General features: G+C 68.5%; 18 protein-coding genes. 8 read left to right on the top strand and 10 right to left on the bottom strand.

From position 1 onward, the window contains the following. Positions 1 to 35: 35 nt before the first annotated feature. From DDQ50_RS04150 to rplJ, 3 genes are all read right to left on the bottom strand, one after another. Entirely contained in the window at positions 36 to 8,123 is an 8,088-nt protein-coding gene (locus tag DDQ50_RS04150) for a pectinesterase family protein (RefSeq protein WP_116755417.1), read from the bottom strand. Between the two features lie 517 nt (positions 8,124 to 8,640). Further along, positions 8,641 to 9,024 carry a 50S ribosomal protein L7/L12 gene (gene rplL / locus DDQ50_RS04145; RefSeq protein ID WP_116755416.1) on the bottom strand — a complete coding sequence of 128 codons (384 nt, stop codon included), beginning with the start codon at positions 9,022 to 9,024 and terminating at the stop codon, positions 8,641 to 8,643. 48 nt (positions 9,025 to 9,072) lie between these two features. Further along, positions 9,073 to 9,588 (bottom strand): 50S ribosomal protein L10, encoded by a 516-nt coding sequence (gene rplJ / locus DDQ50_RS04140; RefSeq protein ID WP_116755415.1) that lies wholly within the window; start codon positions 9,586 to 9,588, stop codon positions 9,073 to 9,075. 331 nt (positions 9,589 to 9,919) lie between these two features. Here rplJ and DDQ50_RS04135 point away from each other — a divergent pair, with 331 nt between their 5' ends. Then, the gene (locus DDQ50_RS04135; RefSeq protein ID WP_116755414.1) at positions 9,920 to 10,429 is read left to right on the top strand and encodes a GNAT family N-acetyltransferase; all 510 of its coding nucleotides are present in this window, start codon (positions 9,920 to 9,922) and stop codon (positions 10,427 to 10,429) included. A gap of 46 nt (positions 10,430 to 10,475) precedes the next feature. Here the strand turns inward: DDQ50_RS04135 and DDQ50_RS04130 are convergent, their stop codons facing one another. Next, positions 10,476 to 12,143, bottom strand: coding sequence for a M1 family metallopeptidase (locus DDQ50_RS04130; protein ID WP_116755413.1), 1,668 nt, complete (start codon positions 12,141 to 12,143; stop codon positions 10,476 to 10,478). Between the two features lie 253 nt (positions 12,144 to 12,396). Here DDQ50_RS04130 and DDQ50_RS04125 point away from each other — a divergent pair, with 253 nt between their 5' ends. The 5 genes from DDQ50_RS04125 to add all read left to right on the top strand — a co-directional run bounded on the left by DDQ50_RS04125 (position 12,397) and on the right by add (position 17,145). Then, positions 12,397 to 13,473: an ABC transporter substrate-binding protein gene (locus DDQ50_RS04125; protein WP_116755412.1), complete on the top strand. Its 1,077-nt coding sequence runs from the start codon at positions 12,397 to 12,399 to the stop codon at positions 13,471 to 13,473. A 29-nt stretch (positions 13,474 to 13,502) separates the two neighbouring features. After that, on the top strand, positions 13,503 to 14,372 hold the full coding sequence (locus DDQ50_RS04120; RefSeq protein ID WP_116755411.1) for an ABC transporter ATP-binding protein: 870 nt from the start codon (positions 13,503 to 13,505) through the stop codon (positions 14,370 to 14,372). Next, on the top strand, positions 14,369 to 15,169 hold the full coding sequence (locus DDQ50_RS04115) for an ABC transporter permease (protein WP_116755410.1): 801 nt from the start codon (positions 14,369 to 14,371) through the stop codon (positions 15,167 to 15,169). Before DDQ50_RS04120 ends, DDQ50_RS04115 begins: the two co-directional genes overlap by 4 nt. After that, on the top strand, positions 15,166 to 16,044 hold the full coding sequence (locus tag DDQ50_RS04110) for an ABC transporter permease (RefSeq protein ID WP_116755409.1): 879 nt from the start codon (positions 15,166 to 15,168) through the stop codon (positions 16,042 to 16,044). The genes DDQ50_RS04115 and DDQ50_RS04110 overlap by 4 nt, the downstream gene beginning before the upstream one ends. A 63-nt stretch (positions 16,045 to 16,107) precedes the next feature. Continuing rightward, complete coding sequence (gene add, locus DDQ50_RS04105) at positions 16,108 to 17,145, top strand: adenosine deaminase (RefSeq protein WP_116755408.1); 1,038 nt, start codon at positions 16,108 to 16,110, stop codon at positions 17,143 to 17,145. Between the two features lie 67 nt (positions 17,146 to 17,212). Here the strand turns inward: add and DDQ50_RS04100 are convergent, their stop codons facing one another. Continuing rightward, positions 17,213 to 17,410 (bottom strand): three-helix bundle dimerization domain-containing protein, encoded by a 198-nt coding sequence (locus DDQ50_RS04100; RefSeq protein WP_116755407.1) that lies wholly within the window; start codon positions 17,408 to 17,410, stop codon positions 17,213 to 17,215. A gap of 104 nt (positions 17,411 to 17,514) precedes the next feature. Between DDQ50_RS04100 and DDQ50_RS04095 the strand changes: the two genes are divergently transcribed. Next, entirely contained in the window at positions 17,515 to 17,748 is a 234-nt protein-coding gene (locus tag DDQ50_RS04095) for a TM2 domain-containing protein (RefSeq protein ID WP_116755406.1), read from the top strand. A gap of 21 nt (positions 17,749 to 17,769) precedes the next feature. On the opposite strand, the gene DDQ50_RS04090 is transcribed toward DDQ50_RS04095, so the two are convergent. Both DDQ50_RS04090 and DDQ50_RS04085 read right to left on the bottom strand, forming a co-directional pair. Then, on the bottom strand, positions 17,770 to 20,559 hold the full coding sequence (locus DDQ50_RS04090) for a molybdopterin-dependent oxidoreductase (protein ID WP_116755405.1): 2,790 nt from the start codon (positions 20,557 to 20,559) through the stop codon (positions 17,770 to 17,772). After that, entirely contained in the window at positions 20,556 to 21,368 is an 813-nt protein-coding gene (locus DDQ50_RS04085; RefSeq protein WP_116756085.1) for an FAD binding domain-containing protein, read from the bottom strand. Before DDQ50_RS04085 ends, DDQ50_RS04090 begins: the two co-directional genes overlap by 4 nt. Positions 21,369 to 21,470: 102 nt before the next feature. On the opposite strand from DDQ50_RS04085, the gene DDQ50_RS04080 reads away from it, so the two are divergent. Next, positions 21,471 to 22,214, top strand: coding sequence for a formylglycine-generating enzyme family protein (locus tag DDQ50_RS04080; RefSeq protein ID WP_205663565.1), 744 nt, complete (start codon positions 21,471 to 21,473; stop codon positions 22,212 to 22,214). A 13-nt stretch (positions 22,215 to 22,227) separates the two neighbouring features. Here DDQ50_RS04080 and DDQ50_RS04075 read toward each other — a convergent pair whose 3' ends face one another. The 3 genes from DDQ50_RS04075 to DDQ50_RS04065 all read right to left on the bottom strand — a co-directional run bounded on the left by DDQ50_RS04075 (position 22,228) and on the right by DDQ50_RS04065 (position 24,910). Beyond that, entirely contained in the window at positions 22,228 to 23,025 is a 798-nt protein-coding gene (locus DDQ50_RS04075) for a nucleoside phosphorylase (protein ID WP_165829682.1), read from the bottom strand. A 164-nt stretch (positions 23,026 to 23,189) separates the two neighbouring features. Then, positions 23,190 to 24,302: a CPBP family intramembrane glutamic endopeptidase gene (locus DDQ50_RS04070; RefSeq protein ID WP_205663564.1), complete on the bottom strand. Its 1,113-nt coding sequence runs from the start codon at positions 24,300 to 24,302 to the stop codon at positions 23,190 to 23,192. Continuing rightward, positions 24,299 to 24,910: a DUF3887 domain-containing protein gene (locus DDQ50_RS04065; RefSeq protein WP_116755402.1), complete on the bottom strand. Its 612-nt coding sequence runs from the start codon at positions 24,908 to 24,910 to the stop codon at positions 24,299 to 24,301. Before DDQ50_RS04065 ends, DDQ50_RS04070 begins: the two co-directional genes overlap by 4 nt. Between the last annotated feature and the right edge of the window lie 31 nt (positions 24,911 to 24,941).

The raw sequence follows: 24,941 nt of genomic DNA, 5'->3' as shown, positions 1-24,941 counted from the left end.
TTTCCATCGGGCCCCGCTCTCGTGTTCTCCGCAGATCAGCGGCCGGTGGGGTTCCAGCCGTCGGTGCCCGCGAGGTACTTCGCCGCGGTGTAGTTCGCCGCGTCAGCATCGCTCAGCTGAGGGCGCTTGGCGGGATCGACGATCGCCGCTCCGGCACCGGTGTTCTGGTACTCGTTGAAGCGTCCGGCGGTCCACAGGGTGACGGCGTCCCAGTCCTTCCACGGCTGCGGCGTGTTGATCGCCGCTCCGAGGTCGGTGTTGCGGACGACGACCTGCGCCTTGCCCTGGGTCGAATACGGCCGTCCGAGGAAGATCGATCCGGGGTTGCCATCGGTGACGATCGAGCTGTCGGTGATGAGGAAGCCGTACTGCGACGACGCGTCGATCGACGAGTCGGTCAGAGCGGCACCCGGCCGGTTGAGCACGTGGATGGTGCTGCGGTCGATCACCGTGATCGCGCGGCCCAGGATCAGGTCGGCGCCGCCCTCGATGTACGAGCCGGTCACGTAGACCCGGCTGAACGTGGTCACGTTGGCGGTGGAGACGAGCAGAGTCTGCTTGTCACCCAGCAGGCGCACGTTGTCGAGCACCTGCTTGTCGCCGGCCTTGATCTGCACGGCGGTGGCCTGACCACCGGCTGCTGCTCCCGTGCTGGCGATGGTCACGTTCTTGAACGTCCACTCCTTGCCCGACACGGTCACGGTCGCGACCGCACCGGCGGGGCCGGTGATCACGGTGTCGGCCGGGTTCGACGTGGCGCCGACGACCTTGACTCCGTAGCGGTTGCCGCTCGAGACGAGACCCGTGTAGGTGCCCGGCTTGACCAGGATCGTGCGGTAGCCCTGAGCCACGTAGTCGGCGTTGTCAGCGAGCAGCCCGATGCCGGCAGCCACCGTTGTCGCGTCGCCGCTTCCGTCGGCGGCGACCACGAGGTCCACCTTGATCGGGATTGCGGTGGCAGCCGCCGAGGCAGCCGAGGCGTTCGATGCGGTGTCCTTCGCGACCACCGTGTACGAGTACGCGGTGCCGATCACGACGGCCGTGTCCGTGTAACTGGTGGTTCCCGCTGCGACCGAGCCGACGACGGTTCCGTCGCGGACCACGTCGTAGCCGGCCAGATCGCCGTCTCCCACTGCCGACCAGTTCACCGTCACGGCGTTCTTGCCGAGCACCGTGCCGACTCCGGTCGGGGTTGCGGGAGGAGCCGCGTCGCCGACCTTGGGGGTCGCCGTCGCGGTCGCCGCTGCCGACTCCAGGCCGGTGGTGTCCACCGCCTTGACCGAGTAGCTGTACGCGGTGCCGTTGTCGAGACCCGACTCCGTGTATGCCGGAGTGGTCAGCAGCGCGCTGTTCAGCTTGTTGCCGTCGCGGTACACGTTGTAGCCGGCGAGGTCGCCCTCGGTGTTCGCGGTCCAGGCCAGCAGCACCTTGCTGTCGCCGCCGGTGGCCGTGAGACCGGTCGGGGTGGCGGGCGGCGCGGTGTCAGCGGGCTTGACCGATGCGGTGGCCGCAGCCGAGGCGTTGCCGACCTGGTCGAACGACTTCACCGCGTAGGAGTACGTGGTGTTGTTCGTGAGCCCCGTGTCGGTGAACGAGCTCACCGCGCCGAGCGTGGCGACCAGAGTCGCGACTCCGGGCGTCACCGAGGTGCCGACCGAGCGGTACACGCGGTAGCCCGCGAGGTCCGCATCAGCAGAGGCGGTCCAGGTGAGCGTCGCCGAGGCGTCGCCCGCTGTCGCGGTGATTCCGGCGGGGGCGGCAGGCGCCGTGACGTCGGCCGGGGTGGCCGGGTCGACGACCGCGGGGTACCAGGTCGCGGCACCCAGCCAGCTCGACACCGTCGCATCCACCGATTCGGCGGGCGACAGCTGCGGACGGTTCGCGTTGACCGCGGCACCGGCACCCGTGTTGGCGTACTCGCCGAAGCGGGCATCCGTCCACTTGGCGCCGTTGAAGTCCATCCAGGGGTTGGACTTGATGCCGGAGGCCAGCACGGTGTCGCGGATGATCGCCTGCGGAGAGTTGGCAGCGGTGGTGGTCCCCTGCGTGTACGGACCGCCGAGTCGCACGTCGGAGACGCCCGCTGCGGGTGTGATGGTCGAGTTCGTCACGAGGAAGCCCTTGCCGCCGTTCGCCACGGTGCTCGGCACCAGCAGCAGGCCCGAGGTGCGGGTCGCCGTGATGGCCGTGTCGTGGATCACCAGCGTGGCTCGACCGAGCACGACGTTGTTCGCGCCGGAGATGGTCGAGGCTTCGATCATCTGGCGTGATGTCGCACCGGCGGTGGGCACATCGGCCCAGACCGTGCGGTCGGTGCCGGTGAGGGCGACGCCGCGCAGCAGCACCTTGTCGCCGGTCATCGACACGGCCGGGCTGTTGCTCGCGGTGGAGGTGTTGACCACCGAGAGTCCGCGGACGGTCACCGACGATCCGGTGATCGACAGGGTGGGGGTCGTGGTTCCGCTCGTGAGCACGACATCGCTGTTCGCGGCGCCGCCACCGATGATCGTCACGTTGTTGCGCGTGATCGTGGTGTTGCCGGTGTAGGTGCCGGGCAGGACCTTGATGACCCACTCGCCGCTTCCGGTGGCTGCGTTCACCGCAGCCTGGAGGCTGGCGTATCCGCCGTCGCCGACCGTGGCGTCGATCTTGAGCCGCGGGGTGACCGAGACCTGCGCCGACAGGGCGCTCTCGGTGCCCTGAGCGTCGATCGCCGTCACCGCGTAGCTGTAGGCCACGTCGTTGGTGAGACCCGTGTCGGTGTAGCCGGCCTTGCTGGTCGTCCCGATCGGGGCGCCATCGCGGTAGACGCGGTAGCTCGTGACGTCGGCCTCGGTGTTCTCGTCCCAGGTCAGTACGGCCTGACCCGAGCCGACAGCCGCGTCCAGTGCGGCGGGGGCCGCGGGACGGACATCGGCGGAGGCATCCAGCACGGGGTTCCAGCCATCGGAGCCCGCGAGGTAGGACACCGCGGTGCGGTTCGCCGCGTCAGCAGCGCTGAGCTGCGGGCGGTTGGCGTTCACCGTGGCCCCGGGCCCGGTGTTGCCGTACTCGAAGAAGCGGCCGTCGGTCCAGACGTTGGGCGCGAAGTCCGTCCACGGCTGGCCCGTCGAGATACCCTCGGCGATCCAGGTGTTGCGGATGATCGTCTCGCCGCGCGAGTTGTCGGGGTACGCCCCGTCACTCCACGAGCGCCACGGACGGCCCAGGGCGAAGGTGCCCGGGTCGTTGTCACTCGCGATGCGGCTGTCGACGACCAGGTAGCCGTTGCTCTTGCTGGCAGTGCTGGGGGCGAAGATCGTGCCTCCGGCGTGGTTGCTGGCGAAGAACGTGACGCGGTCGAAGACGGCGGTGGCTCGTCCGAAGACGAAGTCGACGTTGCCCTCGATGTAGCTGTTCACGTAGTACTGGCGCGGGTAGCCCGAACCATTGGCGGAGATGTTTCCGCTCGCGTCGGCGTTCAGGGTGTCCTGGACTCCGAGCAGACGGACGTTCGTGTACACCTGACGGTCGCCGGTGGCGCGGAGCGCGACGGCCTGGGTGTTGAAGTTGCCGATCTCGGGGTGAGCCGCCTTGTCGAAGGTGTTGGCGATCGTGAGATCGCGCACCTGCACTCCGCCGCCCGAGAGGGTGACGGTGGCGCTGCCCGCGGTTCCGCAGGTGGCGGCGGTGACGGCCGGGCAGGTGGTGCCCGACTTGGTCGTGCCGTTGGCGTTGTCGAACTCGATGACGACGTCGCGGGCGTTGCCCGTGGTGCCGGCGAGGATGACGTTGGCCTTCGTGGAGATGACGACCTCGTGGTAGGTGCCCGGGGCGACCATGATCACCTTGGGCTTGGCCGCGGTTCCCGGCTGGATGGCCGTGAGCGCTGCCTGCACCGAGGTGTAGTCGCCGCTGCCGTCCTGCGCGACGGTGAGGTCGGCGACGAGCGGCGCGACGTTCGGCGTCGCGTCGACGGTGATCGACGGCGCCGAGGCGTTGCCGGCGCGGTCGACTGCCACCACGAGGTAGTGGTGAACCGTGCCGTTGACGAGGCCCTTGTCGAGGTAGGTCGGCTTGGCGACCTCGGCGACGAGATGAGCGGCATCGGCTACGACGGCGTCGGACCCGATGGAGCGATACACGCGGTAGGTGACTGTGTCGCTCTCGGGGCCGTCGTTCCAGCTGAGTCCGACCTGCTTCTCGTTGGCGGTCGCGGTGAGACCCGTGACTGCCGCGGGGGCGAGGTCGGCTGCCGGCTCGACCACCGGGTTCCAGCCGTCGGCACCGGCGAGGTAGTCCTCAGCGGTGTAGTCGTCGGCCTGAGCCGCCGTCAGCTGCGGGTGGTTGTCTCCCGTGGCTGCTCCGGGTCCGGTGTTGCCGTACTCGAAGAAGCGGGCGCTCTGCCACTTGGTGACGGTGCCGCTGTTGGTCATGTCGGTCCACGGCGTCGAGGTGCTGACGACCGGGCCGAGCCAGCTGTCGCGGACGACGACCTGGGCGATGGCGTTCGCATCGGCGATCGACGTGCCGTCGTCCTGCTTCTGCCCGGGCTGCCAGGGGCGGCCGAGGTTCTGCGAGTTGTCGGGCGCAGTGCCGATCACACGGCTGCCCGTGATGAGGAAGCCGTACTTCTGGCTCTTGTCCGTGCTCGCCGCGGTGAGTGCGCCGTTGGGCGAGGTGCCGTGGTCGAGCGCCTTCAGCGTGCTGTCGTCGATGACGACGGTCGCGCGTCCGAAGACGAAGTCGACGTCACCCTCGATGTAGCTGCCGTGCACGTAGACGCGGGAGCCGGTCGCCGTGTTCGGGGTGTTCGCGTAGAAGGTGTCCTGGTTGCCGAGGAGACGCGTGTTCTCGAGGACCAGCTTGTCGCCGGTCGTGCGGAGAGCGACTGCCTGGCCGTTGGCGTAGGTGCCCTCGACGTAGGAGTTCTCGACGGTCAGTGCGCGGAGCTGCACGTTGTTGCCCGTGATCACGAGGGTCGCGGATCCCGAGGTGCCGTAGGTGTCGGCGACACCGTCGGTGGTCGTGCCGGTCGGGGTGCCTGCGGCGCGGTTGCCCGTGATCACCACGTCCTGAGCGACACCGGTGGCGCCGACGAGGATCGTGTACGGCTTGTCGACCACGTCGTACTCGGCGTAGCGACCGGCAGCGAGCTGGATGACCGTCGGGTTGGTGGCGGTTCCTGCGGGAGCTGCGGCGAGCGCCGAGGCGAGCGTGGTGAACACCGAGGTGCCGTTGGCGGTGGCCGCGGGATCGACGGTGATGTCGACGACGAGCGGGGCCGCGGCGACGAGGATGTCGACCGGGGTGCTCGCAGCCGACGAGACGCCGGAGCGGGAGTCGGCGGTGATGCTGTAGCTGTAGCTCACGCCGTTCTCGACGGTGGTGTCGCTGTAGGTGGGCGAGCTCACCGAGGCGATCTTCTGAGCGACTCCGCCGGCGGTGGAGCGGTAGACGGTCCAGCCGGTGGTGCTCGCCGAGATGTCGTCGTTCCAGGTGAGGTGGACGACGCGGGAGTCGGCCGTCGCGGTCACACCGGAGGGAACCGCGGGAGCGACGGAGACCGTGGGGGCCACGGGGTTCCAGCCGTCCTTGCCGGCGAGGTACTTCTCGGGCGTCGCGTTGGCGGCGTCCTTCGCGCTCAGCTGGGGGCGGTTGGCGTTGACGGTGGCACCGGGGCCGGTGTTGCCGAACTCGGAGAAGCGAGCGGTGGTCCAGCTGAAGTTGACCTTGACGCCCGAGCTGTTGGTCGAGGCCATGTCATCCCAGGGAGCGGCCGTGTCGATGGCGGCCGGCAGCCACGTGTTCTTGATCACGACCGAGCCGAGAGCGTCGGGATCGGCGCTCGGGTGCCACGGACGACCGAGGTTGACCGTGCCGGCTGCCGCATCGCTGACGATCTTGCTGTCGGTGATGAGGAAGCCGTACTTGCTGCCCTTGTCGGTGCTGGCTGCGGTGAGGTAGCCGTTGTTGCTCTTGGCGCGGTCGAGCGACTTGAAGGTCACGCGATCGAAGACGGCGGTTCCGGCGCCGAACAGGTAGTCGACGTCGCCCTCGATGTAGCTGTTGACGTAGTACTGGCGGATGCGCGTCGTGGGCTTCGGGGTGTCGGCGAGGAGCGTGTCCTGGTTGCCGAGGAGCCGCACGGTGTCGGCGACGAAGCGGTCGCCTTCGACCCGGAGAGCGACGGCCTGGGCGCTCGTGATCTGCGGGTTGGCCTTCTCGTCGAACGAGTTGACCACGGTGAGACCACGGAGGGTGACGTCCTGGCCCGTGACGAACACGACGGCGCTGCCGGCGGTGCCGAGAGTGCTCTCGGGCTCGTCGGGGTCGGAGCTGCCCGAGGCCTGCGCGGCGTTGATGACGACCTTGGAGGAGTCGCCGCCGAGGCCGTTCAGGGTGATGTTGGACGACTCGATCTCGAACGCCTCGTTGTAGGTTCCGGGGTCGATGTCGAGGCGGTAGCGCTTGAGCGAGTTCTTCGGCACCGTGGCGAGAGCCGCGGTGATCGTGGCGAACTGCTTGTCGGCGCCGACGGTGATGACGGTCTCGTCCACCGCGATCGGAACCGGCGTGGTGAGCGAGGTGCCCGAGACGGTGCTCGAGGTCTTGGAGACGTTGCCGACGAGGTCGACGGCGGTCACGCGGTAGTAGACGGTCACGCCCTTGGGGGCGCTGGTGTCGGTGAAGTGCGGCGGTGTTCCCGCTGCGGTGGCGGTGATGCTCGTGAGCTGCACGTAGGTGCCCGAGCTCGCGGTGCTGCGCGAGATCGTGTAGCCCTCGACGTCGGTGTCCTTCGGGGTCGACCAGGCCAGGTCGAGACCGGCGGTCGCGTTCTGCTTGACGGTGAACCCTGTGGGGGCGGCGGGCGCCACATTCGGGTTGTTGGCGGTCAGCGCGACGTAGTTCTTGGAGATGTTGCCGGCGCGGTCGATGGCACGGATGCGGTAGTACGCGACCTTGCCCTCGGTGACGCCGAGGTCGGTGAACGTCGTGGCCGTGAACGTGGCGGCACCGGCCGTGGGCAGGAACTGCACGTACTCCTCATCGGAGTTGCGCTTGTAGACGATGTACCCGGCGACGTCGGATTCGGTGCTCGCCTTCCAGGTGGCGGTGATGCCGCCACTGGCGAGCACGGTGGCCTTGGGGCTGGTCGGCGCCTTGGGCGGCGTCGTGTCGGCCGGGACTGCAGCCGAAGCGGTGGCGCCCGCCGAGGTGCCCGCGGCGTTGACGGCGGTGACCGAGTAGTAGGACGTGGCGCCGACGGGTGCCGTCGCGTCGGTGTAGGTGGTCGCGGTGAGGGTCGACCCGTTGATGCGGGTGAAGGGCCCGGCGGCCGAGGTTCCGCGCGAGACCACGTAGCTGGTGGCGCCGGTGCTCGCACTCCACTTGAGGACGACCGCGGTGTTGCTGTCGATGGTGGCGGTGAGACCCGCGGGTGCCGCGGGGGCGGTGGGGGTGGTCGGAGTCGTCGGCGTGCCGGCTGGGCGGGTGGCCGAGGTCGACGAGGCCGACGAGGTGTTGCCGGTGAGGTCGACGGCGGTGATCCGGTAGTACGACTTGGTCGCCGCCGGAGCCTGGGTGTCGGTGAAGGCCGAGGTCGTGATCGGCGAACCGGTCAGCTGCGTATAGGTGCCGCTCGACGAGGCGGAGCGTGACACGACGTAGCCGCGGAGGTCGGGCTCGTCATTGTCGGCCCAGTCGAGCGCGATCCCGTTCGCGGATGCCGTCGCCTTGACGCTGGACGGCGAATCGGGCTTGGTCGTGTCCTTGGCGGTGATCGTCTTGACGCTCGAGACCTTCGACTCGTTGCCGGTCTTGTCGCGTGCGGTCACGGCGTAGTACACCGTCGCCCCGCCCGTCACCGTCGAATCGGTGACCTTCAGAGCGGTCGTGCTCGCGACCAGGTTACCCGCGGAGGCGGTGACGGTCTTCGAGGTCGACCGGTAGACGCGGTACTCGGCGAGGTCGGATGCCGAGACCTTGCCCCAGGTGATGACCGCGCCGACGCCGCCGTAGTACGAGGCGGAGAGGCTGCCCGGAGTGCTGGGAGCTGAGGTATCGGTCGCCGCCATCACGGGAGACGCGGCGAGAGCACCGACGGCGAGGACGGCGGCGGTCGCCGCAGCCAGCACGGTCATGTGCCAACGGGGTCGACGGCTCTCGCTCGTTGCGGGCAGGGGCGAGCGCGGGGGGACGCTGGGCAGCATTGTGGCCTTTGTGCGACATCGCGTGACGAGGAGAGTCACGACGAGGGGGTGGGGGTGGGGGGGGTGCGGTGCAGGGGTAAATCGAACGGATCAGAGAGAGATCCGTCTCGAAGTATGTGGGGGCGAGCAGATCACGAACAGTCCCCCATGAGGGGGACACCGTCTGTCACCCAATTGACAGCAGCGGTCCGCATTTGCGAGGACAAAGCTATGCGACCCCATCCGGGGGCACAAGGGCGCAGACCGAATTGATGCATCCGTATCGAAACTCGGTGCTTTGGCATAAGGACAACGGTCGGAATCAGGAGGTCTCCCCTGGAACAGAGCCGCCGCATCCCGATGCCGGCGCGGGGGTCGGGGTGGCGCAACCGAGAGGCATCGAAAAAAGAAAGCGCCGCCCCACCCGAAGGTGGGACGGCGCTCTCTCGTGTAGCGAGGCTACGAGGAATTACTTGACGGTGACGGTGGCGCCAGCTGCTTCGAGCTGAGCCTTCGCCTTGTCAGCGGTCTCCTTGTTGACGCCCTCGAGGACGGCACCGGGAGCACCATCGACGACCGCCTTCGCCTCACCGAGGCCGAGGCTGGTGAGGGCGCGCACCTCCTTGATGACCTGGATCTTCTTGTCGCCGGCAGCTTCGAGGATGACGTCGAACTCGGTCTTCTCCTCGACCTCCTCAGCGGGGGCGGCGGGGCCAGCGGCACCGGCAACCGCGACGGGCGCGGCAGCGGTCACGTCGAAGGCCTCTTCGAACTTCTTCACGAACTCGCTGAGCTCGATCAGGGAAAGCTCCTTGAACGCCTCGAGCAGCTCGTCAGTCGACAGCTTTGCCATCGTTTATCTCCTTGTGTTGTAGGTACTTATCCACCGCGGGCCTGACTCTCAGGCTGCGGACTCCTGCTTCTCGCGCAGAGCGTCGACCGTGCGAACGGCCTTCGACAGCGGCGCGTTGATCGTGTAGACGGCACGCGTGAGCGTGGCCTTCATGGCGCCGGCGGCCTTGGCCAGCAGCACCTCGCGGGGTTCGAGGTCGGCAAGCTTGCCGATGTCGGACGCCGAGATCGGCGCACCGTCGAAGTAACCGCTCTTCACGACCAGGAGAGGATTCGCCTTGGCGAAATCACGCAGCGCCTTCGCGACGGCGACAGTGTCACCGTGCACGAATGCGATCGCGGACGGACCGGCGAGCTCGTCGTCGAACGACGAGATGCCGGCGTTGTTCGCCGCGATCTTGGTCAGCGTGTTCTTCACCACGGCGTACGTCGCGTGCTCACCGATCGATGTGCGCAGCTGCTTGAGCTGAGCAACGGTGAGCCCGCGGTACTCGGTCAGCAGGGCGGCGTTCGAGTTCTGGAACTTGTCCGAGAGCTCGGCAACCGATGCTTCCTTCGTCGCCATGGGACTCCTTGATTGTTGGTTGGAGAAGACCACCGCCCCCGCATACGGAGGGCTCCGCGAGCGATTCGCCACGCGGAAACAAGGAAAGCTCCGGCGCAGACGCACGGAGCTTCAGGATGCAACCCGACTGATCGGGACACTTCACGAACTTCATACACCTGCGCAGGTCCTCGCTCACGCGAGCCTTAGGCGACATGCTCAGAAGAGAACTTCTGCGCACGACGACAACCGGCGGTCTTCGGCTTCATCGCCCACAGTACGCGATACCTCGCCCCCTCGGCAACCGCGTCCCTCCCGGCCGGGTGTCGGCGACGCCGTCTACCCTGCACGCATGGCCTCGACCGCCGGACCCGACATCACCCTCCGGGCATGGCAGCGCTCGGATCTCCCGCTCCTCGAGCGGATCAACAGTCCCGCCATGACCGAGCACCTCGGCGGCCCCGAGAGCCGGGCCAAGGTCCTCGAACGGCTCGAGCGCTATCTGACCCTCGTCGAGTCCGGCATCGGCTCGATGTTCGCGATCGTCGATGCGGAAGGCGGATCGGTCGGCAGCGTCGGCTTCTGGCCCGCGATCTGGCACGGCGAGCAGGTGTGGGAAACCGGCTGGAGCGTGCTCGAATCCCACCAGGGGCGCGGGATCGCCACCGCGGCAGTCGCCATGATCATCCCCGTGGTGAGGGCGAGCGGACTCCACTCGACTCTTCTCGCGTTCCCGGGTTCGGAGAACGCGGCGTCGAACGCGGTCTGTCGCAAGTCCGGCTTCCGCCGGGTCGGCCTCGTCGAGATCGAGTATCCGGCCGGCTCCTGGATGGAAGCCATCGAATGGCGACTGACGCTGTGACCGCCCGCTGAGGCGCTCCGCCCGTCGCGGGGCGGAGCGCCTCGGCTCACGGCTTGACGCTCGAGTGGATCCAGGTGTCGAAGAACCCGCTCAGATCCGTTCCCGCAGCTGCCGAGGCGTACGCCTCGAACTGCGCGGTCGAGACGTTCCCACCCGCGTTGTCAGCGGCCCAGCCGCGCAGGATGCCGAAGAAGACCGGGTCGCCAACCTCGAGGCGCAGAGCGTGCAGCGTCATCGCGCCTCGGTAGTAGGTGGCATTGTCGAACAACCGCGGCGCTCCCGGATCGGCGACCTCGACCGACCAGAACGGATCCGACGCATCGAGCGAGTAGGTGTCGTCGAAGATCTGCTGCGCGGTGTCGCCGCCGTGGTCCTCGGACCAGAGCCACTCCGAGTAGGTGGCGAACGCCTCGTTGAGCCAGATGTCCGACCACCGTTCGATCGCCACGTCGTCGCCGTACCACTGGTGGGCGAGCTCGTGGACGACCGTCGGCTCGTCGATGAAGCCGTAGATCGGACGCGTCTGGTTCTCGAGGGCGTAGCCCAGGTCGGGCAGATCCACCGCGATCCCACCGGATTCGGTGAACGGGTAGGGCCCGTAGATCGAGGAGAGGTAGGCGATCACGTCGGGGTTCAGATCGAGCGCGGTTCGCGCGTCCGCGCCGAGGGTCCCCTGGCTGTACAGGCTCTGCGCCACCGCGTCGCGATAGGTCACGCCGTCGACCGTGGTGGTCTGCACGTCGTAGTCGCCGACCACGGCCGTGGCCAGGTAGGTCGCCATCGGGCGGTCCATCACGTAGGTCCAGGTGGACGTCGGGCCGTTGTCGACCGTTGAGGCCAGCACTCCGTTGCCGATCACGTCGAGTCCGATCGGAACCGTCATCGACATCGTGAGGGTGGCCTTGTCGGCGGGGTGGTCGTTCGAGGGGAACCAGACCGCCGCAGCACGCGGCTGACCGACCGGGACCATGCCGTCGGGTGTGTGCAGGACCCCGCCCAGACCGAAGGCGTCGTCGATGGTGATCGGAACGCCCGCGTAGTCGACCTCGACGGAGAGCTCGGTGCCCGAGAGGATCCCGGTGGCCGGCATGACCGTGAGCTCGGTGCGCGGGGGTTCGGCGACGGCATCGGGGCTGCCGTCGCCGACGGGCTGAGCCGTCACGAGGCTGATCTGCGTCGAGGCGAGGGAGAAGGCGGTGCTCGCACCGTCGACTCGGACGTCGCCGATCACGATGCTGTCGGCCCCCGCGGCATCGCGGGTGTCGAAGTCGAGGTTGAAGGCCGACAGGTTCTGCGTGGCGACGAGGTCGATGGTCGCCGTGCCCGCGAGCACATCGGTCGCCGGGTCGTACGCCAGGTCGAGATCGTAGTTCTGCACGTCGTACCCGCCGTTGCCGTCGAGCGGATAGTACGGATCGCCGATTCCGGCGGACCCGGGCTCGAAGGTCACGGGAGCAGTCGTCCCTCCCCCGGTCGCCGGCGCTCCGGCCGGGGCGGGCGGGCACGCCACCGCGGCACTCGCGGCGGGAGGCGTGACCTGACTGCCCGCGAGCAGGAGGAGGACGAGGAAGGGAACGGCGAGTGCGACCCCGCTCCGCTTCGATCGGCGACGGGCGGCCCACACGCTCAGGCCGCCGCCGAGGATGGCGACCGCGGTGAGACCGAGGAGGAGGGACGGGTCGAAACCCGTCGAGGGAAGGATGCAGGGGTCCACGAGGAACCTTTCGGGTGGGTCGTCCGAGCCGCGTTGGGTAGCGTGGCGGAGGGGTGTCTCGGAACGGTATCGCGATGCATCGATTCCTCACAGGAGTTTTTACATCCGGGAAACATGGGTGACCCTTCGCGAAATCTCGTCACCCTAATGTCGGACTGCTGTACCTCGGCGGCGTCGCCCACAGCACCGACGGCCCGCCATCGGAAGAAGCGTTCCGCCGCCCCACACCCAACGAGTGGAGACGATCACACCAATGGCACGATTCACCCCCAAGACGGCGCGCAAGACCGCACTCGCGGTCGCTGCCGCAGCCGTGGCGCTGACCCTGGCCGCCTGCTCCGGAGGCACGAGCGACTCGGGCTCCGGCTCGGGCGACGACGGAGCCGACGCCGACTTCGGCGAGCTGAACCTGCAGCTCTCCTGGATCAAGAACGAGGAGTTCGCGGGCGAGTTCTTCGCCGACTCCAAGGGCTACTACACCGACGCCGGATTCAGCGCCGTCAACATGACCCCCGGCCCGTCGACCGGCACCGCCGAGCTGCTCTCGGGCAGCGCCGACGTCGCCCTCTCGGACTCCGTCTCGGTCGGAACGGTCATCGCGAACGAGGACGCACCGCTCAAGATCATCGGCGCCACCTTCCAGGCGAACCCGTTCACGATCCTGTCCCTCAAGGACGGCGCGAACATCACGACCCCCGAGGAGATGGTCGGCAAGAAGATCGGCGTCCAGGCATCGAACACGTCGCTGTTCGAGGCCTTCCTCACCGTCAACGACATCGACCCCTCGTCGCTCACCGTCGTCCCCGTCGAGTACGACCCGTCGGTGCTCGTCAACGGCGACGTCGACGGCTTCGTCGCGTACCAGACCAACGAGGCCATCACGGTCCCCGCCGGCGGCAACCCGGTGACCCTCCTCAACTTCGCCGACAACGGCCTGCCGTTCGTCGCCGAGACCGTCACGGTCACCGACCAGATGATCGCTGAGGACCGCGAGAAGCTCAAGGCGTTCCTCGTCGCCGAGATCAAGGGCTGGACCGACGCGATCGCCGACCCGGCCGCCGCAGCGGACCTCGCCGTCAACACCTACGGCGCCGACCTCGGCCTCAACATCGAGACCTCGACGGCCGGCGCAGAGGCGCAGGCGAAGCTCGCGGTCTCGGCCGACACCGAGGCGAACGGCCTCTTCGTGATCAGCGACGACCTGCAGGCGAGCACGATCAAGTCGCTCGCCGCCGCCGGCATCGACGTCTCGGCCGAGGACCTCTTCGACCTGTCGCTGCTCGACGAGGTCTACGAGGAGAACCCCGACCTGATCGACTACGCGGGCTGAGGACTGATCCACAAGTGACGGATACTTCCGTGACCGGTGCCCGAGGCCAGCAGGCCTCGGGCACCGGCCTGCACATCAGCGGCCTTCACAAGGAGTTCCGCGTCGGCGCTAAGTCCGTCGTCGCGCTCCAGGACGCCAACCTCCACACCGACCAGGGCAGCTTCCTTGCCCTTCTCGGTCCGTCGGGGTGCGGCAAGTCCACGATCCTCCGCATCCTCGCGGGCCTCGAGGATCCGTCGTCGGGCACCACCCGTGTCGACGGAAAGAGCCCCAAAGAGCTCCGCAAGAACAACGAGCTCGGCATCGCCTTCCAGGACCACGCCCTCCTCCCGTGGCGTTCCGTCTACTCGAACATCCGGCTGCCCTTCGAGATCGCGGGCAAGCCCGTCGACAAGGCGTACGTCGACGAGCTCATCGACCTCGTCGGTCTCCGCGGATTCGAGAAGGCGAAGCCCGCACAGCTTTCCGGCGGCATGCGACAGCGTGTCTCCATCGCACGCTCCCTGGTGATGAAGCCATCGGTGCTGCTGCTCGACGAGCCGTTCGGCGCGCTCGACGACATGACCCGTCAGCGACTCAACCTCGAGCTGCTGCGCATCTGGACCGAGAAGCCGGCGACGACCCTCCTCGTCACGCACGGCATCTCCGAGGCGATCTTCCTCTCCGACCAGGTCGCCGTGATGTCACCGCGTCCCGGGCGCATCAAAGAGGTCATGGAGATCGACCTGCCGCGCCCGCGCACGCCCGAGATGATGCGCACACCCGAGTTCCACGCCTACGTCGACCACGCCTCCGAGCTGCTCTTCGGCACCGGGGGCGCCGCGACCGACGCGCCGTCGACCGCTCCGACCGGGATCGTGTCGCCGGCTGCTCCGGCGTCGACTGAGCAGAGCGTATGAGAGCGTTCCGGATGCCCGGCTGGGCCTCGAGCCTGATCGGCGCCGTCGCGATCATCGCCGTGTGGTGGCTCGCGTCGATCATCGTGCCGACGACGGGGACCTATGCGCCCGTGCCGTCACCGCCCGCGGTCCTCGAGACGCTCGTCACCGACGGCATCGGCTTCTACTGGCCGAACTTCTCGGTGACGATCGCCGAAGCGGGCATCGGCTACTTCTGGGGCAACCTGATCGCCCTCATCCTCGCGGCGCTCGTGCTGATCTTCCCCTTCCTCGACGGGGTCATCAACCAGTTCGCCGTGATCACCTACTGCGTGCCGATCGTCGCGATCGGCCCGCTCGCGATCGTGATCCTGGGCGGCGCCAAGACCGCGGGCGACCCGTCGGCCACGGCCGTCTTCTTCGCTGCGCTGTCGGTGATGTTCACGACCATCGTCGGCGCCCTGCTCGGGCTCAAGGCGGCCGACAAGGCCGCGCTCGACGTCGTCGCCGTCTACGGCGGCTCCCGCCTGACCCAGCTGCGCAAGGTGCGTCTGATCGCCGCGCTGCCCAGCATCCTCAACGCCTTGCAGATCGCCGTCCCCGCCGCATTCCTCGGCGCCATCCTCGGCGAGTACTTCGGCAAGATCGAGCGCGGGGTCGGTCCGATCCTGGTGGCCGCACAGGTGTCGCTCAACTCGCCTCGCGTGTGGGGACTGTTCCTCCTCTGCGCGATCGTCGCGATCATCGGCTTCGCGATCGTCGGTCTGATCGGCCGCGTCATCGCGCCCTGGTCCGCGGGAACGAAGGCCGGCGTATGAGCGGCGGACTCCCCGCCGGGACCCTCCCCGGTGTCGGCGAACAGCTGGCCAAGACCCGACCCTCCAATTCCACGGCCCGCGGGATCGGTCGGGCGATCGGTCGCAGCTCGCTCGTCGGGCTCTCGACCCTCGTCATCGTGCTGCTCATCTGGCTCGGTGTCGTCTACCTGACCGGCATCTCGCCCTACGTCGCCAAAGGCCCGCTCGACGTCGTCAACTTCCTCTTCATCGAGGAGGACGCCGCGGCGAACCGCGCGGAGCTCTGGGCCAACCTGCTGGTCACTCTCCGTCATTCGGCCATCGGCTTCGTCGCCGGCCTGATCGCGGCGATCATCGGAGCCATCCTGTTCCGGCTCTCGCGGACGATCGAGTCGGCCCTGATGCCCGTGGCGACCCTCTTGCGCTCCGTACCGCTGGTCGCGATCGCCCCCGTCATCATCCTCGCCTTCGGTTTCGGCTCCGACGCATCGGTCGCCGTCATCGGTGGGATCGTCGTTCTCTTCCCCGCGCTCGTCACGATCGCGTTCGGCCTGAAGAACGCGTCGCCGCAGATGCTCGATGTCGTCGCCGTGTACGGCGGCGGCACCATGACCGCGGTCCGCAAGGTGGCGCTGCCCGGTGCGCTCCCGTCGCTGTTCGCGGCGATCCGCGTCTCCGTCCCGGGTGCGATCACGGGCGCGCTGCTCGCCGAGGTCCTCTCAACGGGCGACGGCATCGGTCGCGCGGCCGTCACCTACGCGACCCAGGCGAAGTTCCCCGACCTGTGGGCGGCCGTGGTCGTCGTCACCGTGGTCTCGCTCGTGCTGTACCAGCTCGTGCAGATCATCGAGGCGGTCGTGCTGGCCCGCATGGGCATGGCGGGCCGCGGATCCTGACCGGGCCGACCGCGTCGGCGACGGGGAAACGAGGGCGAAATCTGCCCTCGCTATCCTGCGGGGATGACTGACACCACCCCCGATCTCACCGCCTTCGCGTTCGGTCTGCCCAAGGCCGAACTGCACCTGCATCTCGAGGGCACCCTCGAACCCGAGCTCAAGTTCGAGCTCGCCGCCCGCAACGGCATCGACCTTCCCGAGAAGACGGTCGAGGAGGTCAAGGCGACCTACAACTTCACCGACCTCACGAGCTTCCTACAGGTCTACTACCCGGCCATGCGGGTGCTCGTCACCGCCGACGACTTCCACGATCTCGCCTGGGCCTATCTGCAGCGCGCGGCGGAGCAGGGCGTCGTGCACGTCGAGATGTTCTTCGATCCGCAGGCGCACACGAGCCGCGGCGTGCCGTTCGAGACCCTCATCTCGGGCTACCGACGGGCGGCGGTGCGAGCCCAGGACGAGCTCGGCATCTCGGCCGAGCTGATCCTCTGCTTCCTGCGCGACTTCTCGGCCGAATACGCGATGGCCACGCTCATGGAGGCGCTCCCCTACAAGCAGTGGATCGTCGGCGTCGGTCTCGACTCCGACGAGCGCGACAACCCGCCGTCGAAGTTCGCCGCCGTTTTCGCTCGTGCCAAGGCCGAAGGCTTCTTCCTCACCATGCACTGCGACATCGACCAGGTCGGCTCGATCGAGAACATCCGTCAGGTGATCGAGGAGATCGGCGTCGATCGCATCGACCACGGCACCAACATCGTCGAGAACGACGCCCTCGTCGAGCTGGTCAAGGCGAAGGGCCTCGGCCTCACGACCTGCCCGGTGTCGAACTCGTTCGTGACCGAGCAGATGAAATCGGATGAGATCGTCGACCTGATGCACCGCGGCGTCCGGGTGATGATCAACTCGGATGACCCCGCCTACTTCGGCGCCTACGTGGCCGACAACTACGTCGCCCTCGCCGAGCAGGCAGGGCTCGGGGCGGCCGATCTCGCACAGCTGGCGATCAACTCGTTCGAGGCGTCCTGGCTGCCCGCCGGTCGTCGCGAGGCCTACGTCTCATCGGTGCGCGACTACGCTGCGGCCCACGGAGTGGAGCTCTGACGTCCTGACGCCGATCCGGCCCCGTCCGCACCTGGGCGGGGCCGGTCTCGTCTCGGACCGGTCGGGCTCAGAGGGACTTCAGCTGCCTCTTCGCCGCGCGCTCCGCGAGGACGGAGACGTAGTCGTGGACGGGGCGGTCGGCGAGGACATCGACCTCGGACCGCACGATGGACTGGACGGTGGCGGGTTCGACGTCGGGGAACTTGGCGCTCAGACGTTCCACGACCTGGCGCACGACCTCATCGGGATCGAATTCAGTAGACACCCCCGCATCGTATGGCCTTGAGGTTAACTCAGACCTCCGGCTGGTTAGGCTCAGGGCGCGAGCGGCTCCCGTCGAGGCGCTCCCGATCGCCCGGAAGGAAGGCCATGCGCACCTCAGGACCGCTCCCCCCGAAGGACTCCGGCATCGCCTACGTCCTCCTCGCACTCACTCTCGTCCTCGTCGCCGGTCTGCAGCACTTCTACCTGGGGCGTCCCCTGCGGGGGGTGATCTGGCTGATCACCTGGGGTCTCTTCGGCATCGGGTCGATCTACGACCTCTTCACGCTCAAGAGGCAGACCCGCGACGTGAACGCCCGCCGCGCGGCCGGCATCGACTGACACGCGGCGCGTCGACGGTCATCACCGGGAGGCGGCGATCCGCCAGATCCGGTCGCGGGAGAACGGGGTCTCGTAGGGCCGCTCGCCGATCGCACGTCGGATCGCGTTGCCGAGCGCCCCGGCGACCGGGTTGTAGGGCGACTCGCTCATCGACTTGGCGCCGAACGGTCCGAGATCGTCGCTGGTCGCGGCGAAGTAGACCTCGGTTGTCGGGATGTCGGCCATCTGCGGCACGCGGTAGGTGCGGAACACCGGGTTGAGGATCACCCCGTCCTCGAGCATGACCTCTTCGTAGAGCGCACCGCCGATCGCCTGCGCGACGCCGCCCTCGACCTGACCGCGGCACTGCTCGGGGTTCATCACCGTGCCCGCGTCGGCGGCCTGCACCGACTGCAGGATCCGGACCTTACCGGTCTCGACGTCGACGGCGACGCGGAAGGCCTGGACGTTGAACGCGAGGGAGCGGACGTCGCCGAACTCGCTCCCCCGTGCGAGCAGGCCGTCGCCCGATCGACGGTCGGCGGGCGCCGCGGCGATGAGCTCGGGGAAGGCGATCAGGCGTCCGCCGAGACGGACCCCGTCGCGCTCGAGCACGGCGTCGCGGGCAGGGAAACCGGTGAGCGTCGAGGCGATGTCGAGCATCGCGGCGCGCAACGCCATCGCGGCCCCGTAGAGCGCCTTGCCCGCGACGGTGATCCCCGCTGAGGCGAAGGCGCCGGTGTCGTAGTCGGCGGCGTCGGTGTCGGACTGCCGGATCGTGATGCGGTCGGCATCGGTTCCGAGAACGGTCGTCGCGATCTGCTGGTGGACCGTGGTGGTGCCGTTGCCGAACTCGGTGGTGCCGACGCCCAGCTCGTAGTCGCCGCTCGGCCGCAGCGCGACCGTGACCCGCGCGATGTGGCCGTGCGGAGCCATGGTCGCGATCATCGCGGCCGCCATGCCCTCGCCGATCCGCCATCGCGGACCGAGATCGGGAATCTCGCCGCGCCCGCGTTCGAGCGCGGACTGCGCGAGATCGAGGCACTGGTCGAGCCCGTAGCTCCCCCACACCAGATCGGCCTCCGCTTCGCCGTGGCCGGCGAGAACGGGCTCGCCCTCGGTGATCGCATTGATGCGGCGGAGGTCGAAGGGGTCGATCCCCAGCTTGAGCGCGAGTTCGTCCATCGCCGATTCGACCGCGAAGATGACCTGACCGAGACCGTAGCCGCGGAAGGCGCCGGAGGGCACGTTGTTCGTGTAGACGACCTCGGCGTCGATGCGCTTGGCCGGCGAGCGGTAGAGGCTGATCGACTCGGCCATGCCGTGGAACATCACACCTCGGGAGTGGTTCCCGTAGGCGCCGGTGTCGCTCAGTCCTTCGATCCTCATCGCGGTGAGAACACCGTCGGACCGAGCGCCGAGCGTGACGCCGATACGCATCGGGTGGCGCACGCTGGTGCGCACGAACTCGTCGTTGCGGCTCATCTCCCATGCGACGCGGCGCCCGGTCCGGAGCACCGCGAGGGCGACGAGGTCCTCGGTGAACATCTCCTGCTTGCCGCCGAAGCCGCCTCCGACGCGTGCGGTGAGCACCCGGACCGCCTCGCGGTCGAGCCCGAAGATGCGGCACAGCTCGTCGCGGACGAGGAACGGGACCTGCGAGCTCGTGCGGACGACGAGGCGTCCGGCCTCGTCGAGCCAGGCGATCGAGCCGTGGGTCTCGAGCTGAGCGTGCACGACGCGCTGGGTGCGCCATTCGCCGCTCACCGTGACGTCAGCGGTGGCGAGCGCGGTGTCGACGTCGCCGAATCCGGAATGCAGCGCCGCGACGACGTTGCGATCGGCGTGGTCGACACGGTCCTCGGGGGTGCGATCCGGGTGCAGGAGCGGCGCTCCTGGGGTCCTCGCCTCTTCGGGATCGAAGACGGCGGGGAGCACCTCGTACTCGACGCGGATCAGCGAGCAGGCCCGCTCGGCCGCGTCGACGCTCGCCGCGACGACGGCGGCCACCCGCTGCCCGCGGAAGCGGACGACGGTGTCGAGCATGCGGGTGTCGTCGGGATCGTCGGTGCGGTGCTCGTGCCGTGCGGTCGAGTAGATGGCGTCGGGCACGTCGCGGTGGGTGAGGATCAGCTCGACTCCCTCGACCCGCTCCGCCTCGCTTGTGTCGATGGAGAGGATGCGTGCGTGAGGGTGGGGGCTGCCGAGCACCCGCAGGTGCAGTGCGCCGGTCAGGTCGGTGTCGAACGTGAACGGCTCGGTTCCCGACACGACCCTGCGGGCTGCGGGCGGCTGGGCGGAGTGGCCGACCGTGTCCGTTCGCTGCGCGTCACCGTGATCGTGCCCGCACGCAGGCCGGTCGTCGAGGCCTGTCGAGCCGAGGTTGGTCGCCCCCTGCCTCGCAGCGACACCGGCTCGGATCGACTGCTCAATCGATCGGTACCCCGTGCAGCGGCACAGGTTGCCCTTCATCTTGCGCGGCAGGTCGTCGAGGTCGTCCTCGTCGAGGGTCGACGCCGTGACGATCATGCCCGCCGTGCAGAAGCCGCATTGGAAGCCGAAGTTCTCGGTGAACGCCTCCTGCATCGGGTGCAGGTGCTCGGCGTCACCGAGGCCTGCAACAGTCGTGACCGCGCGTCCCTCGATGCGCTGCGCGGGGTAGATGCAGGAGTGGACGGGGTCGCCGTCGACGATGACGCTGCAGGCGCCGCAGTCGCCGGCGTCGCAGCCCTTCTTGACCTCGAAATGCGCGCTCTCGCGCAGCAGGGTGCGGAGGACTTGGCCGGGACGGGGCTCGGCCTCGACCGTCTCGCCGTTGACCTCGAATCTCATGCGGCCGCCTCGAGCTGCTGACGGATCTCCTCGAGGAGGACGGCGCTCACTCCGCGACGCCAGTCCGCGGTTCCGAGGGGATCGGTGTAGTAGCCGGTGGCGGTGAGCACGTCGGAGCGGAGCGCGCCTTCGCGCGGCAGCCGGTCGTACCGCAGGACGGTCGGGGTGAGCGTCGCGGCGGTGATCGCGAACACCGCGGAGCCGTCCTCGTCGACGCGGCCGGTGAGCACGGCACCCGATCTGCCGAGCTCGGCGAGTGCGATCTTCCGGTAGGCGGTCGTGGCACGAAGCGATCGTGCGGGGATGGTGACCTGGGCGAGCAGCTCGCCGGCCGCCAGTGCGTTGGTGCCGTTTCCGGTCATGAGGTCCGCGACCGGGAGCGAGTAGTCGGTCCCGTCGGGACGCCAGACCAGGGCCATCGCGTCGAGCGCGGCGCACAGCGAGACCATGCCGGCCGCGGAGAAGGACTGGCAGATGTTGCCCAGCACGGTGGCGGTGTTCCAGATCTTGAACGAGGCCAGCAGGGCGCTCGCGCAGTCGAAGAACAGCGGCTGTGCCCGCCATTCCGTCCGCGCCGGGAGCGCGAGCAGCTCGGCGATGGTGCACGGGACGCCGATGACGAGATCGCCGGCGCCCGTCACCTCGAGCGTCGGGATGTCGAGCGAGGTGATGTCGACCAGACCCGTGAGCCGCGGCTGTGGTTCGGAGTAGAGCCAGGTGCCGCCCGCGACGAATTTCTCTCCGGGCGCGAGCACGAGGTCGGCGCGCGTCGTCGCTCGTCGATAGCTCTGGATGGTGCCGAGATCCATGTCGCCTCCTCTCCCGGTCGACCCAGTGAACACCAGGGTTGTGTCGCGGGTGTTACGGGCACGCGAGCGCTCCCCCGGTGCGCTCTGTGACACACTGCCGAGGTGGATGACATCGAGATGGCCCGGATCGCGGGCGGCTCGGTCGAGCTGCACGACGCCCGCCGCAAGGTCCGGTGGAGCGTCGACCTCGAACCGTTCGAGATCGGCGTCTTCCCGGTGACCCAGGAGCAGGTCGGCGAGCTGCTCGGCGACGGCGGGATGCATCCCCGACGCCCTGCCGCCGACGTGAGCTGGCTGCAGGCCATCCGCTTCTGCAATGCGGCGAGCGAGTGGGAGGGTCTCGACCCGGCCTACACGTTCGACGGCGAGGACGTCACCTGGCATGTCGACGCCGACGGCTACCGTCTGCCCACCGAGGCCGAGTGGGAGTTCGCCTGCCGCGCCGGCTCGAAGACCCCGCAGTACGGCCCGATCGCCGAGGTGGCGTGGACGAGCCTCGACGGAGTGACGGCGCCGCAGAACGTCGGCGGCAAGCTGCCCAACCTGAACGGCCTGTTCGACACCCTCGGCAACGTGTCGGAGTGGTGCTGGGATCTTCTCGATGCCGCCCGCGACGACGGCCATCGGGTGTTCCGTGGAGGCGGGTTCGCCGACGATGCCCGGAACGTGCGCGCGTCGACTCGACGCGGCGGCGCTCCGCGATCGCAGCATCCGGACGTCGGGTTCCGGCTCGCGCGGGGAGGATTCGACACCGAGGGCGCCGCGCAGGGCTGGTCCGCCGCGGTCGATGAGGAAAGGGCGAGCTTCGGCGACGCGGCATCGCCGGGCCGGTCGCCGCGGAGCTGAGGCGCGGAGGCTCTTAGAGCTCGAGTGCCACCGCGGTGTCGAGCGCGACCTCGATGCTGCGCATCCACCCGTCCTTCAGCGCGTCCTTCGTCCCGTCGTAGAGGCTCGCGCCGTCGACGAGGTTGCTCGAGGTGGCGCAGATCATCCCCGCCCGCAGGCCGCGGAGCCGGGCGACGACGTAGAGAGCCGAGCTCTCCATCTCGACGTTGAGGATGCCGAGCGCGTTCAGTTCGGCGATCCAGGCCGGGGTCTCGGCGTAGAAGGCGTCGTCGCTGGCGTTGATGCCCGAGAAGACGGAGGTGCCGGTTCCGGCGGTCCGTTCCTCGGCGATCCGGCGCAGGGTGAGCGCGATCTCGAGGTCGGGCACCGCGGGGAATCCATGGTGGGCGTAGGCGGCGGTCGTGCCGTCGTTGCGCAGAGTTCCCTCGCTGACGAGCAGGTCTCCCGGTTTGATCCCCGGCTGCAGTCCCGCCGAGCTGCCGACGCGGATGAACGAGGTCACGCCGACGCGCGCGAGTTCCTCGACCGCAATGGCGGTCGAGGGGCAGCCCATCCCGGTGGACGTCGCGGTGATGCGGCGACCCTTGTAGGTGCCTGTCATCGTGAGGTGCTCGCGCTGGTGTGCGACCTCGACGACGTCGGTGAGGAACTCGGCGATCATCGGCACCCGGAACGGGTCGCCCGGCAGCAGCGCGACACTCGACACTTCGCCGGGCGCGACGCCGATGTGGTACTGCCGGGCGTCGACCCCGGCTGCCGACTTGTCGACGATAGAGCTGGCGCTGCTTGTTTTCGTGAGATCGGCGGTCATACTGCGTCCTCCGCAGGTCGGCGGGACGCTGGAGAAAGCGCCCCGGTCTGGGTCGCCCCCGCCTGGTGATCGGGGCCGCTCGATGAGCTGCCGCCGCCACGGTGATAGGACACGTGTCGTGGCGAGTGTAGCGACGACACGTGTCGACGAGGTCGGTTGCGCGTTCAATCTGCTGACGATCGTCTGGGTTGCGAGCACCGCTCTGTCGCGCTCCGATGACGTGAAGGTCGGAACCGACGACTCAGCCGCCGCGACGGAGGGGCAGGTCGAGGCGCTCGAGAATCCGCGCGAGCTCGGCTGGTCGCGGTCGTCGGAACGTCGCTCGCGACGATCGGCCGACGGAACCGGCCGGTGGCGACGAGCACGATCACCAGGACGAGCGGCACGATCCATCCGCTCCAGCCCAGCACCGTCGCCTGCGTGGTGTCGATCCGCTCCCCGGCCATCGAGAACAGCAGGTATGCGCCGGCTGCGCCGTTGAAAGAGGCGTGAGCGAGAGCGGCAGGCCACACGGAGTCGGATCGGAGCCGCAGCCACCCGAAGAACCCGCCGAAGGTGATGCAGACCCCGACCATCGCCGCGACGCCGAGCCAGCCCGGTGCGTCGGGATAGTTGTAGCCGAGGAGGATGAGCGGCGAGTGCCAGAGGCCCCAGATGACACCCGAGATCACGATCGCGGGTACCGCCCCGAGCGGCATGAGCTTCGGCAGGAGCCACCCCCGCCATCCGAGTTCCTCGCCGAGCGCCGGGATGAGGTTGATGAAAGCGGCCGCGGGGAGCGTGACCAGCTGGATCGCCACGAGAGCACCCACGGTCAGAGGCAGGGCTCCGACTCCCGCGGCCCGCACCTGCTCGGTGACCAGCTGCTCGAATCCCGAGAAGCCTGCGAAGTCAGCCGGATACACGCCCAGCACCGCCCCGACAGGTAGAGCGATGAGTACGAGAACAATGGGGACGAAGATGCCGAGCGCGGAAAATTCGATGAATCGGCGCACCGGCTTCAGCGGCCACAGACCGAGTGCGCGCGCCTTGCGCCTCGGCTTGTCGATGAAGAACACCACGATGAGGGCCGCAGCCGCGGGCGTAGCCATCATGGCGACGGCGACGACCGGGAACACCGGACTGGCGAGCCCGTCACCCAGCCACAGGGGCAGGGCGACCAGCCAAGCGAGAGCGAAGGAGATGCCGACGAAGGCGGCGATCGACAGGAGGTCGCGTCGACCGATCCGAGGCGCTCGGTCGGACACCTGCGGCACCGACGACGTGGAGGCGCTCATGAGGCCTGCGGGAGCAGGATGTGCAGCCCGGCGATCGTGTGGTCGTCACGGAACGCGATGCGCGCCATGTAATCGCCCGCCTCCATCGAGAGGGGGGTGTTCGTCACGGTGATATCGCCGGCACGCGCGACATCCGCCTCGCCCTGCGCCTCGAACGCACCCGAGGTACCGACGATCTGGGCCCACGCTGCGGCCAACGCGTCCTCGGACAGACCGGCGCGCATCGTCGGGTCGAAGCGTTCTGTCACGAGCTCCCACCGACCTGCTGCGAGATCTTCGATGACCGAGCGGGCGAGTTCGGCCGCACCGGCGAGAGGTGTTGTATTCATGATTGCTCCTGTTCGCGGGTCGATCGGTTTGCCATAGCGCTGGAACGCTGCCTGACGGGTCACGCCGAGGGCCTCACCGATGGCCTGCCACGTCGTGCCACGCTCCCGCGCCTGCTGGACGACGGCTCGGACGACCTCGTCGGCGGACGCCTGGATCCGCAGTGCGTATCCGATCGCTCCGACGAAGTCGTCGTCATCGTCGGTGAGAACGCGCGAAGCGAGCAAGGCGTCGGAATGCCGTCGGAGATCTCGCATCGCTTCCGTCAAGCTATCTGGCATACGTCAAGCCTAGCTTTACGGCGCAAGCGGA

Origin of the sequence: Amnibacterium flavum (assembly GCF_003097495.1) — a bacterium.
Classification (GTDB): Bacteria; Actinomycetota; Actinomycetes; order Actinomycetales; family Microbacteriaceae; genus Naasia; species Naasia flava.
Note: the sequence above shows the minus strand (reverse complement) of the source record. Positions and strands in the feature narration are given on the sequence as shown.

Bases quoted from the DNA above. Each gene is read 5' to 3' on its own strand.
- DDQ50_RS04150 (WP_116755417.1), bottom strand. From the start codon at position 8,123: ATGACCGTGCTGGCTGCGGCGACCGCCGCCGTCCTCGCCGTCGGTGCT.
- rplL (WP_116755416.1), bottom strand. From the start codon at position 9,024: ATGGCAAAGCTGTCGACTGACGAGCTGCTCGAGGCGTTCAAGGAGCTT.
- rplJ (WP_116755415.1), bottom strand. From the start codon at position 9,588: ATGGCGACGAAGGAAGCATCGGTTGCCGAGCTCTCGGACAAGTTCCAG.
- DDQ50_RS04135 (WP_116755414.1), top strand. From the start codon at position 9,920: ATGGCCTCGACCGCCGGACCCGACATCACCCTCCGGGCATGGCAGCGC.
- DDQ50_RS04125 (WP_116755412.1), top strand. From the start codon at position 12,397: ATGGCACGATTCACCCCCAAGACGGCGCGCAAGACCGCACTCGCGGTC.
- DDQ50_RS04115 (WP_116755410.1), top strand. From the start codon at position 14,369: ATGAGAGCGTTCCGGATGCCCGGCTGGGCCTCGAGCCTGATCGGCGCC.
- DDQ50_RS04110 (WP_116755409.1), top strand. From the start codon at position 15,166: ATGAGCGGCGGACTCCCCGCCGGGACCCTCCCCGGTGTCGGCGAACAG.
- add (WP_116755408.1), top strand. From the start codon at position 16,108: ATGACTGACACCACCCCCGATCTCACCGCCTTCGCGTTCGGTCTGCCC.
- DDQ50_RS04095 (WP_116755406.1), top strand. From the start codon at position 17,515: ATGCGCACCTCAGGACCGCTCCCCCCGAAGGACTCCGGCATCGCCTAC.
- DDQ50_RS04090 (WP_116755405.1), bottom strand. From the start codon at position 20,559: ATGAGATTCGAGGTCAACGGCGAGACGGTCGAGGCCGAGCCCCGTCCC.
- DDQ50_RS04085 (WP_116756085.1), bottom strand. From the start codon at position 21,368: ATGGATCTCGGCACCATCCAGAGCTATCGACGAGCGACGACGCGCGCC.
- DDQ50_RS04075 (WP_165829682.1), bottom strand. From the start codon at position 23,025: ATGACCGCCGATCTCACGAAAACAAGCAGCGCCAGCTCTATCGTCGAC.
- DDQ50_RS04070 (WP_205663564.1), bottom strand. From the start codon at position 24,302: ATGAGCGCCTCCACGTCGTCGGTGCCGCAGGTGTCCGACCGAGCGCCT.
- DDQ50_RS04065 (WP_116755402.1), bottom strand. From the start codon at position 24,910: ATGCCAGATAGCTTGACGGAAGCGATGCGAGATCTCCGACGGCATTCC.